At 67.2% G+C, this 8,242-nt stretch carries 10 protein-coding genes; 4 read left to right on the top strand and 6 right to left on the bottom strand.

The genetic code is table 11. The features are described 5' to 3' along the window. The coding region (locus FKP22_RS32060) for a phosphoheptose isomerase family protein (protein WP_510606714.1) at nt 1-229 on the top strand (229 nt) is incomplete at its 5' end. 58 nt (nt 230-287) lie between these two features. After that, on the top strand, nt 288-917 hold the full coding sequence (locus FKP22_RS14215) for a BON domain-containing protein (RefSeq protein ID WP_141288136.1): 630 nt from the start codon (nt 288-290) through the stop codon (nt 915-917). A gap of 32 nt (nt 918-949) precedes the next feature. Here FKP22_RS14215 and FKP22_RS14210 read toward each other — a convergent pair whose 3' ends face one another. The 4 genes from FKP22_RS14210 to FKP22_RS14195 form a co-directional block, all read right to left on the bottom strand. Continuing rightward, the gene (locus FKP22_RS14210; RefSeq protein ID WP_141288135.1) at nt 950-1,843 is read right to left on the bottom strand and encodes an NAD(P)-dependent oxidoreductase; all 894 of its coding nucleotides are present in this window, start codon (nt 1,841-1,843) and stop codon (nt 950-952) included. A gap of 131 nt (nt 1,844-1,974) precedes the next feature. Continuing rightward, on the bottom strand, nt 1,975-3,111 hold the full coding sequence (locus tag FKP22_RS14205) for a PilT/PilU family type 4a pilus ATPase (RefSeq protein WP_141288134.1): 1,137 nt from the start codon (nt 3,109-3,111) through the stop codon (nt 1,975-1,977). A gap of 67 nt (nt 3,112-3,178) precedes the next feature. Further along, nucleotides 3,179-3,784: a Crp/Fnr family transcriptional regulator gene (locus FKP22_RS14200; protein ID WP_170200905.1), complete on the bottom strand. Its 606-nt coding sequence runs from the start codon at nt 3,782-3,784 to the stop codon at nt 3,179-3,181. A 57-nt stretch (nt 3,785-3,841) separates the two neighbouring features. Next, entirely contained in the window at nt 3,842-4,885 is a 1,044-nt protein-coding gene (locus FKP22_RS14195) for a type IV pilus twitching motility protein PilT (protein WP_141288132.1), read from the bottom strand. Nucleotides 4,886-4,958: 73 nt separating this feature from the next. Here FKP22_RS14195 and FKP22_RS14190 point away from each other — a divergent pair, with 73 nt between their 5' ends. After that, on the top strand, nt 4,959-5,651 hold the full coding sequence (locus FKP22_RS14190) for a YggS family pyridoxal phosphate-dependent enzyme (protein WP_141288131.1): 693 nt from the start codon (nt 4,959-4,961) through the stop codon (nt 5,649-5,651). A gap of 4 nt (nt 5,652-5,655) precedes the next feature. Here FKP22_RS14190 and FKP22_RS14185 read toward each other — a convergent pair whose 3' ends face one another. Both FKP22_RS14185 and FKP22_RS14180 read right to left on the bottom strand, forming a co-directional pair. After that, on the bottom strand, nt 5,656-5,931 hold the full coding sequence (locus FKP22_RS14185) for a hypothetical protein (RefSeq protein WP_141288130.1): 276 nt from the start codon (nt 5,929-5,931) through the stop codon (nt 5,656-5,658). 187 nt (nt 5,932-6,118) lie between these two features. After that, the gene (locus FKP22_RS14180) at nt 6,119-6,610 is read right to left on the bottom strand and encodes an Lrp/AsnC ligand binding domain-containing protein (protein ID WP_141288129.1); all 492 of its coding nucleotides are present in this window, start codon (nt 6,608-6,610) and stop codon (nt 6,119-6,121) included. A gap of 106 nt (nt 6,611-6,716) precedes the next feature. Here FKP22_RS14180 and FKP22_RS14175 point away from each other — a divergent pair. Then, nucleotides 6,717-8,242: proline dehydrogenase family protein (locus tag FKP22_RS14175; protein WP_211361409.1), on the top strand; the 1,526-nt coding region annotated here is incomplete at its 3' end.

Below are 8,242 nucleotides of genomic sequence, written 5' to 3'. Positions count from 1 at the left end.
CCCTGCCCTGCATGCTGCCGTGCAGGCCGCGCATGACAAGGACATGAGCGTGCTGCTGCTGACCGGCGGCGATCCTGGCCCCTGGCCGGACCGGCTGGCCGAGACCGACGTCTGGATTCCGGTGGCCAGCCCTCGCGCGCCGCGGGTGCGCGAACTGCACCTGATGGCGCTGCACGCACTGTGCGACGCGATCGACATTCAACTGCTGGGCGAGGACGGGCCGGCCTGAGCCGCGCCCCCGTCGCCTGATCCCGGGCCTGCTTCGGCCTGTCAGAAACCGAGTTCACATGCCTGCTGTTTTCACTCCTCGCCGCCTCGCTTCCCTTGCCACGCTGCTGGCCGCCACCACGCTGGCCGGTGCCGGCCTCAGCGCCTGCGTGCCGCTGATGCTGGGCGGCGCCGCTGGCGGCGTGCTGCTGTACACCGACCGCCGCACCTCCGGCGCGCAAGTGGAAGACGCCGCCATCGAGTCCAAGGCCGCGCGCAAGGTCAGCGCGGTGCTGGGCGACCGCGGCCACGTGGGTGTGGTCAGCTACAACCGCTGGGTACTGTTGACCGGCGAAGTGCCGAACGAGGCTGATCGTGCTGCGCTGGAGCAGGCGGTGGCCGGCATCGAGAACGTGCGCTCGGTGACGAACGAAACCGCGGTGATGGGCAGCAGCTCGCTGACCTCACGCTCGAACGACCTGATTGTCACCAGCAAGGTCAAGGCGACCTTCGTCGACGCGGGCGACGTGCAAGCGAATGCCTTCAAGGTCGTCACCGAGCGCGGCATCGTCTACCTGATGGGCCGCGTCACCACCGAGGAAAGCGACCGCGCGGCCAACCTGGCGCGCGCGATCAATGGCGTGCAAAAAGTCGTGAAGGTCACCGAGACCATCACCGAAGAAGAACGCAAAGCGCTGCAGGCGCGCTGAGCGCTGCCGCCGCTGCAGCAACTGGGAATCGCTCAGCTGCGCAGCCGGCGGATCAGGCTGGAAGTGTCCCAGCGGTTGCCGCCCAGCGCCTGCACGTCGGCGTAGAACTGGTCCACCAGCGCCGTCACCGGCAGCCTGGCGCCGTTGCGCCGGGCTTCGTCCAGCACCAGGCCCAGGTCCTTGCGCATCCAGTCGACCGCAAAGCCGAACTCGAACTGGCCGTCGACCATGGTCTTGCCGCGGTTGTCCATCTGCCAGCTCTGCGCCGCACCCTTGCCGATCACGTCCAGCACCTGCTTCATGTCGAGCCCGGCCTGCTGGCCGAAGGCAATCGCCTCGGACAAGCCTTGCACCACGCCGGCGATGCAGATCTGGTTGACCATCTTGGCCAGCTGACCGGCACCGACTTCGCCGACGCGGGTCACCGCGCGCGAGTAGGCCATCGCCACCGGTTGCATCGCATCGAACGGCCCGGCATCGCCTCCGCACATCACCGTCAGCATGCCATTGACCGCGCCCGCCTGGCCGCCAGAGACCGGCGCGTCGACAAACTGCAGGCCCAACCCGCGCGCCGCTCGGTGCAGCTCGCGCGCCACCTCGGCCGAGGCGGTCGTGTGGTCCACGAACACCGCGCCTTCGGCCATGCCGGCGAATGCGCCGTCCGCGCCCAGCGTGACCGAGCGCAGGTCGTCGTCATTGCCCACGCAGCAGAACACGAACGTCGCGCCGGCCGCCGCTTCGCGCGGCGTGGGTGCACTGCGGCCACCGTATTCCGCCACCCAGGCTGCCGCCTTGGCCGCACTGCGGTTGTAGACCGTGACCTGGTGGCCGGCGCGTTGCAGGTGACCTGCCATCGGATGACCCATCACGCCCAAGCCGATGAAGGCGACGGTTTGCGACGGGGTGGCTTCGTAGGTCTTCGTCATAAGGGTGGCCCAAAGGGGCGCTCCGAAGGAGCTGCCCGGTTTTGCGTCAAGTGGCGTGCGCGGATCCGGCTTTGCCGGTCCGCTGCGCGAGCCCCCTTTGGGGGGCAGCGACCGGCAGGGAGCCTGGGGGCTCAAACAATCGTCAAATGTTCGGTGCCGGCAGACAGGTCGCTGACCCGGGCGCGGCTGCTGTTGAGCTTGATGTTCAGCCGCAGGTCGTTGACCGAGTCGGCGTTGCGCAGCGCGTCTTCGTAGTTCACCGCGTGGGCCTCGTACAGGTCGAACAGCGCCTGGTCGAAGGTCTGCATGCCCAGCTCGCGCGAGCGCTTCATCAGCTCCTTCAGCTCGCCCACCTGGCCCTTGAAGATCAGGTCTGCCATCAGCGGCGTGTTCAGCATGATCTCGACCGCGGCGACCCGGCCCTTGCCTTCCTGGCGCGGGATCAGCCGCTGCGAGACCATGGCCTTCAGGTTCAGCGACAGGTCCATCAGCAACTGGTCGCGCCGCTCTTCGGGGAAGAAGTTGATGATGCGGTCCAGCGCCTGGTTGGCGCTGTTGGCGTGCAGCGTGGCCATGCACAGGTGGCCGGTCTCGGAGAAGGCGACCGCCAGCTCCATGGTCTTGCGGTCGCGGATTTCGCCCATCAGGATCACGTCCGGCGCCTGGCGCAGGCAGTTCTTCAGCGCGACTTCCCAGTCGTTGGTGTCGATGCCGACCTCGCGCTGCGTGATGATGCAGTTCTTGTGCGGGTGCACGAACTCGACCGGGTCTTCGATGGTGATGATGTGGTCGTAGGCATTTTCATTGCGCCAGTCCACCATCGCCGCCAGCGAGGTGCTCTTGCCCGAGCCGGTGGCGCCGACCATGATGACCAGCCCGCGCTTGGTCATCGAAACTTCCTTCAGCACCCGCGGCAGGCTCAGCTCGTCGATGGTCGGCAAATGCGCCGGAATCGTCCGCAGCACCATGCCCACATGGCCTTGCTGCAGGAAGGTGTTGACCCGGAATCGGCCAATGCCTTGCGGCGAGATCGCGAAGTTGCACTCCTTGTCGCGCTCGAAGTCCGCCGCCTGCTTGTCGTTCATGATGGCGCGCGCCAGCGCCAGCGTGTGCGAGCCGGTCAGCGGTTGCGGCGAGACCTTGGTGACCTTGCCGTCGACCTTGATCGCCGGCGGGAAGTCGGCGGTCAGGAACAAGTCCGAGCCATTGCGGGTGACCAGCAGGCGCAGCAGGTCGCTGACGAATTTCGAGGCCTGATCGCGTTCCATGGGGCAGGGTCTTTCGAGGCAAGAGGAAAAGTCGAGTGCGCTTCAGCCCGCGTGAAGGCGATGCGCGTCAATCATGGGTGCTGCGTGTCAGCTGCACCGACAGCCGCGCGCTGACCTGGCGCAGCCGCAGCGACAGCCGCTTGGCAATCCAGGCCAGCAGCGAGGCGGCCAGCCGCGGCTCTTCTATCATCATGCGCTCCAGCGCCTGGCTGGCCAGCACAGCCAGTGTCACCGGCGTCAAGGCGGTGCAGGCGCAAAAACGCGTGCCGCCGTCCAGCATCGACATCTCGCCCAGCAGGTCGCCTGCACGCGACTCGCCGATGCGTGCGCGTGCGCCGGAGGGCTGCATGCGGTCCTCGGCCACCACGCCTTGCAGCACCACGACGAGGAAGTCGCCTTGCTCGTCCTGGCCGATGATCTGCTTGCCGCTGTCCAGCTGCACGTATTCAAAATAGCCGCCCAGCACCGCCAGCTGCTCGGCGCCCAGCAGCGCCAGCGCGCGGTCCTGGCCCAGCAGCTTGACCAGCGACAGCACGCCCAGCGAGCCGTCGTAGGGCTTGGCGTTCAGGTCAGGGGCGCGCAGCGTCCAGGGCACGAACAGCTGCGTGTCCTGGTGGCGGTCGACAAACTGCGTGGCGTAGAAGCCGGAGTCGTCCTCCCTCGGCGCAGCCACGGGCTGGCGCGCACGGAAAAAGGCAAGAAGCCGCTTCACTGCCGCCGCTTTCCCGGCTCAGCCGGGGAAGTTCTCGGGGAACTTGGCCTTCACGCGGGCCTCGCTGCCAGACACCAGGTTGCGTCGTACCAGGTCGGCCAGGCATTGGTCCAGCGTCTGCATGCCAACGTTGTTGCCGGTCTGGATCGACGAATACATCTGCGCGATCTTGTTCTCGCGGATCAGGTTGCGGATGGCCGAGGTGCCCAGCATGATCTCGTGCGCCGCCACGCGGCCCTGGCCGTCCTTGGTCTTGCACAGCGTCTGCGCAATGATCGCGACCACGGATTCCGACAGCATCGCCCGCACCATGTCCTTCTCGGCCGCCGGGAACACGTCGACCACCCGGTCGATGGTCTTGGCAGCGCTGGAGGTGTGCAGCGTGCCGAACACCAAGTGGCCGGTTTCAGCGGCCGTCAGCGCCAGGCGGATGGTTTCCAGGTCGCGCAATTCGCCCACCAGGATCGCGTCCGGGTCTTCGCGCAGCGCGGCGCGCAGCGCGTTGGAGAAGCTCAGCGTGTGTGGGCCGACCTCGCGCTGGTTGATCAGGCACTTCTTCGATTCGTGCACGAATTCGATCGGGTCTTCCAGCGTCAGGATGTGGCCGTAGTGGCTCTCGTTGAGGTGGTCGATGATGGCCGCCAGCGTGGTCGACTTGCCCGAGCCGGTCGGCCCGGTCACCAGCACCAGGCCACGCGGCTTGAGCGCCAGCTCGGCGAAGATCGGCGGGCAGTTCAGCTGCTGCAGCGTCAGGATCTTCGACGGAATGGTCCGGAACACCGCGCTGGAGCCGCGGTTCTGGTGGAAGGCGTTGACCCGGAAGCGCGCCAGCCCTTGCACTTCGAAGCTGAAGTCGCACTCCAGCGTGTCTTCGTACTGCTTGCGCTGGGTGTCGTTCATGATGTCGTACACCATGGCGTGGACCTGCTTGTGGCCCAGCGGCTCGACATTGATGCGCCGCACGTCGCCGTGCACCCGGATCATCGGCGGCAGGCCGGCGGACAGGTGCAGGTCGGAGGCCTTGTTCTTGACAGAAAAAGCCAGCAGTTGGGTGATGTCCATGGGTGTGTGGCGTGCAGCCTTGGAATGCCGGTTGCGGTGGGCTGGGACCGGCCTGGTTTATCCTGGATCGACCATGGCCAGTATCGCTGAGAACATACTACAAGTCCGGGGCCGCCTGGCCCAGGCCGCCGCTGCCGCGGGACGTGACGTGAACGATGTCCGTTTGCTGGCGGTGAGCAAGACTTGCGCCGCCGAAGCGGTGCGCGCGGCCCACGCGGCCGGTGCACGCGAATTCGGCGAAAACTACGTGCAGGAAGCGCTGGACAAGATCGCCGCGCTGGCCGACCTGCGCGGCGAGCTGCAGTGGCACCTGATCGGCCCGCTGCAGTCCAACAAGACGCGTGTGGTGGCCGAGCAGTTCGACTGGGTGCACACGGTGGACCGGCTGAAGATTGCCGAGCGCCTGTCGGCCCAGCGGCCGGCCCAGCTGCCGCCGCTGAACGTCTGCCTGCAGGTCAACGTCAGCGGCGAGGCCAGCAAGAGCGGCATCGCGCTGGACGAGTTGACGGTGCTGGCGCCGCAGGTGGCCGCCTTGCCGCGGCTGCGGCTGCGCGGCCTGATGGCGATTCCCGAGCCTGCTGCAGACCTTGCGGCCCAGCGGCTGCCGCACCGCGCGCTGGCCCAGGCCTTGGCTGCGCTGCGGACCCAGGGGCTGGTCGGGCTGGACACGCTGTCCATGGGCATGAGCGCTGACCTGGAAGCGGCGGTGCTCGAAGGCGCCACGCTGGTGCGGGTTGGCACCGCGATCTTCGGCGCACGCGTGTGAGTGATCAGCGCTTGGGCAGGTCGTCTTCGTCGAACAGCGCCAGCCAGTCGGTGTTTGGCGCTTCGACGTACAGGTCCTGTACCAGCAGCCCACGCTGCAGATCGAGGCTGGAGTCGTGCCAACCGCCGCGCAGCGGATCTTCCGCCGGCAGCTTCAGGCCCGCTGGCGGTGGCGCGCTGGCCGGCTGGCGCACGGGCCCCAGGGGCGGCACCCTCAGCATGGGCAGCAGCGGCGACAAGCGTTGAACTGCCGCGCGCGGCGTGTTGAGGGCGCTGAACATGGGATCCTCCTCCTGGCTTTCGTTGGGTGGTGATGGCGGGTACTGCATGGGACGGCATCGTCCGGCATGCAGCTCTCGCGCTCAATCGCCCTGGTGGGGGGGAGAAGGTTTTCCGGGGTCCCCTCGAAAGGGGGGTGTTTTCAGGCGGTCTGGTGGGTGGATGCCTCCATTGCCGCCAGAAATCCGGTCAGAAGCTCAGCGAAGTGGTATTTTTCACTTCTTCCATGACCGCATAAGTGCGCGTCTCGCGCACCCCCGGCAGCGACCAGATCACGTCGCCGACAAACGAGCGGTAGGCCGCCATGTCCGACACCCGCGTCTTCAGCAGGTAGTCGAAGCCGCCCGCCACCAGGTGGCATTCGAGGATCTCGGGCCGCACCTGCACCGCGGCGCGGAAGCTGTCCATCACGTCGTGCACCGTGCGGTCCAGCAGCACCTCGACGAAGACCATCAGCCCGGCGCCCAGCTTGACCGGGTTCAGCCGCGCCTCGTAGCCCAGGATGAAGTTCTCGCGCGTCAGCCGCTTGACCCGTTCCAGCACGGCCGTGGGCGACAGATGCACCTCTTCGGCGAGTTTCAGGTTGCTGATGCGCCCATCTTTCTGCAGCACGCGCAAGATGCGCAAATCGATCTTGTCCAGCCCTCGCTCGAGATCGATCGGTTCGAGGGTGGGCTTCATTCTTGAGAAAACTCCGTCATACGGTCAAAACTCCGAATCTTTACCGGGAATTGTCCGCATAAGCTGCGCATCTATCCAGTCAGGTTTTCTACTGCCTTTCACTGCCATGCACACCCCCACGCCGTTCCCCTTGCCGGCCCAGCGCCAGCGCTTGCCATTTCCGTACCAGCCCGAGGCGCAGGTGCTGGCCGCAGCGCGTGCGCGCGTCGATGCGGGGCTGGATTGGGGCGCGGTGACCGCACGCGCCACGCCATGGGTGTTGGCTGTGCGCGACAAGCCGGCGCCGTTCTGGGCCATGGAGTCGCTGCTGAAGGAATACCCGATCTCCAGCGCCGAAGGCCTGGCGCTGATGCGGCTGGCCGAAGCGCTGCTGCGTGTGCCGGACGTGGAAACCGCGATTGCGCTGACCGCCGACCAGCTCGGTCGAGCCGACTTCGACAGCAGTGACAGCAGCGGCGGCCTGCTGGCCAACCTGTCGGCCAGCGCCATCGCGCTGTCGAAGAAATTCCTGCCCGAGGCCGAGCAGGACAGCGGGCTGATCAAGCGCCTGGGTGCTCGCACTGTGGTCGCCGCGACCGTGCGCGCCATCCAGCTGCTGGGCCGCCAGTTCGTGCTGGGCCGCCACATCCAGGAAGCCATGGCCGAGGCCGCCAGCCAGCGCAAGGCGCAGCCGATGCTGCGTTTTTCGTACGACATGCTGGGTGAAGGTGCCCGCACCGAACACGACGCCGAGCGCTACCAGGCGGCCTACCTGAAGGCGATAGCCGCGATCGCCGCCACCGCCGGTGGCCGCGGCCCGGAGAGCAGCGACGGCATCTCGATCAAGCTCTCGGCGCTGTTCTCGCGCTATGAAGACGCGCAGCGCGAGCGCGTGTTCGCCGAGCTGCTGCCGCGCGTCTGGGCGCTGGTCGAGCGCGCCGCGCCGGCCCAGCTGAACCTGACCATCGACGCCGAGGAGGTCGACCGGCTGGAGCTGTCGCTGGAATTGCTGGACGCGCTGGCCGAACGCATCGCGCTGCATTACCCGCAGTGGCGTGGCTTCGGCCTCGCGGTGCAGGCCTATCAGACGCGCGCGCTGGCGGTGGTCGATGAGGTGGCCCGCATCGCGCGCGCGCATGGGCTGCGTTTCATGGTGCGCCTGGTCAAGGGCGCGTACTGGGACGGCGAGGTCAAGCGCGCGCAGGAAATGGGACTACCAGCCTATCCGGTCTACACCCGCAAGCCGCACACCGATGTGTCCTACCTCGCCTGTGCCCAGGCGCTGCTGGGGCACCGCGAAGTCATCTACCCCCAGTTCGCCACGCACAACGCCGGCACCATCGCCGCGATCCAGCAGATGGCCATCGACGCCGGTGCCCAGCCCGGCGCCGACTACGAGATGCAGCGTCTGCACGGCATGGGCGACGGCATCTACCGCGAGGTGCTGAAAGATGCCAAGGCTGCCTGCCGCGTCTATGCGCCGGTGGGTGAACACCGCGACCTGCTGGCCTATCTCGTGCGCCGCCTGCTGGAAAACGGCGCCAACTCGTCATTCGTGCATTTGCTGGCCGACGCCGAGGTCTCGCCCGCCGAACTGCTGGCCTCGCCGCTGCAACTGGCCCATTCCGCCGCGCCGGAAGCCGGCGTTGCCGA

Origin of the sequence: Ideonella azotifigens (assembly GCF_006519715.1) — a bacterium.
Lineage (GTDB): Bacteria > Pseudomonadota > Gammaproteobacteria > Burkholderiales > Burkholderiaceae_C > Ideonella > Ideonella azotifigens.
The sequence above is the reverse complement of the archived record's forward strand: the minus strand, read 5'-3'. Positions and strand labels throughout refer to the sequence as shown.

Bases quoted from the DNA above. Each gene is read 5' to 3' on its own strand.
- FKP22_RS14215 (WP_141288136.1), top strand. From the start codon at position 288: ATGCCTGCTGTTTTCACTCCTCGCCGCCTCGCTTCCCTTGCCACGCTG.
- FKP22_RS14210 (WP_141288135.1), bottom strand. From the start codon at position 1,843: ATGACGAAGACCTACGAAGCCACCCCGTCGCAAACCGTCGCCTTCATC.
- FKP22_RS14205 (WP_141288134.1), bottom strand. From the start codon at position 3,111: ATGGAACGCGATCAGGCCTCGAAATTCGTCAGCGACCTGCTGCGCCTG.
- FKP22_RS14195 (WP_141288132.1), bottom strand. From the start codon at position 4,885: ATGGACATCACCCAACTGCTGGCTTTTTCTGTCAAGAACAAGGCCTCC.
- FKP22_RS14190 (WP_141288131.1), top strand. From the start codon at position 4,959: ATGGCCAGTATCGCTGAGAACATACTACAAGTCCGGGGCCGCCTGGCC.
- FKP22_RS14185 (WP_141288130.1), bottom strand. From the start codon at position 5,931: ATGTTCAGCGCCCTCAACACGCCGCGCGCGGCAGTTCAACGCTTGTCG.
- FKP22_RS14180 (WP_141288129.1), bottom strand. From the start codon at position 6,610: ATGAAGCCCACCCTCGAACCGATCGATCTCGAGCGAGGGCTGGACAAG.